The sequence below is a fragment of the Paracoccus aeridis genome, from assembly GCF_004923205.2.
Taxonomy (GTDB): Bacteria; Pseudomonadota; Alphaproteobacteria; order Rhodobacterales; family Rhodobacteraceae; genus Paracoccus; species Paracoccus aeridis.
Map to the genome: position 1 here is coordinate 1 of NZ_SELD02000014.1, position 1,138 is coordinate 1,138.

Genomic DNA, 1,138 nt, shown 5'->3' on the forward strand with positions numbered 1-1,138 from the left:
AGTAGGCTTTTGAGCCATATGGAGGACGATGGAATGCCCCAGAAGAAGCACAAACCCGAAGAGATCGTCGCCAAGCTCCGGCAGGTTGACGTGTTGGTGTCGCAGGGCCAGTCGGTAGCCGAGGCGGTGCGTTCGATCGGCGTGACGCAGTTCACCTACTACCGGTGGCGCAAGGAGTTCGGCGGGCTGAAAAGCGACCAGGTCAAGCGGTTGAAGCATCTCGAAAAGGAGAACGAGCGGCTGCGCAAGGCGGTGTCCGAGCTGACGCTGGAGAAGCTCATTCTCAAGGAGGCCGCCTCGGGAAACTTCTAAGCCCCGCCCGCCGCCGCCGTTGCATCGACCATGTCCGGCAGAAGTTCTGCGTTTCGGAACGCCTGGCCTGCCGGGTGCTCGGCCAGCATCGCTCCACCCAGCGGAAAGTGCCGCGCGGGCGGGCTGATGAAGAGGCGCTGACCGCTGATATCATCGCGCTCGCCACCCAGTATGGGCGCTACGGCTACCGCCGCATTACCGCCCTGCTTCGGAATGCCGGCTGGACGGTGAACGTGAAGCGGGTCGAGCGGATCTGGCGGCGGGAGGGGCTGAAGGTCCCGCAAAAGCAACCGAAGAAAGGAAGGCTTTGGCTGAACGACGGGTCGTGCATCCGTCTGCGGCCGGAGCGGCAGAACCACGTCTGGTCTTACGACTTCGTCGAGAGCCGGACCCATGACGGAAGGAAGTTCCGCATGCTCAACCTGATCGACGAGTTCACCCGGGAATGTTTGACAATCCGGGTCAGCCGGAAGCTGAACTCGACAGATGTCATCGACGTGCTGTCGGATCAGTTCATCCTTCGTGGCGTGCCCAGCCATATCAGGTCTGACAACGGCCCCGAGTTCATCGCCACGGCGGTGCGGAACTGGATCGCTGCCGTCGGTGCCAGGACGGCCTATATCGAGCCGGGGTCACCTTGGGAGAACGGCTACTGCGAGAGCTTCAACTCCAAGCTCCGCGACGAGCTGCTGGAGGGCGAGATCTTCTACAGTCTCGCCGAGGCAAAGATCGTCATCGAGAACTGGCGACGGCACTACAACACCAAGCGCCCGCATTCAGCCTTGGGCTACCGGCCTCCCACTCCCGAGGTCCTGCAGTGGCCGGC

The 1,138-nt window shown here is 62.6% G+C and carries 1 protein-coding gene; it reads left to right on the forward strand.

All coding sequences use genetic code 11. From position 1 onward, the window contains the following. Nucleotides 1-33 precede the first annotated feature (33 nt). A protein-coding gene (locus ELI80_RS05985) for an IS3 family transposase (RefSeq protein WP_136650192.1) occupies nucleotides 34-1,138 on the forward strand; the annotation gives its coding sequence in 2 pieces (ribosomal slippage) (nucleotides 34-298 and nucleotides 298-1,138; 1,106 coding nt annotated over the 2 pieces). This gene is flagged as partial in the annotation.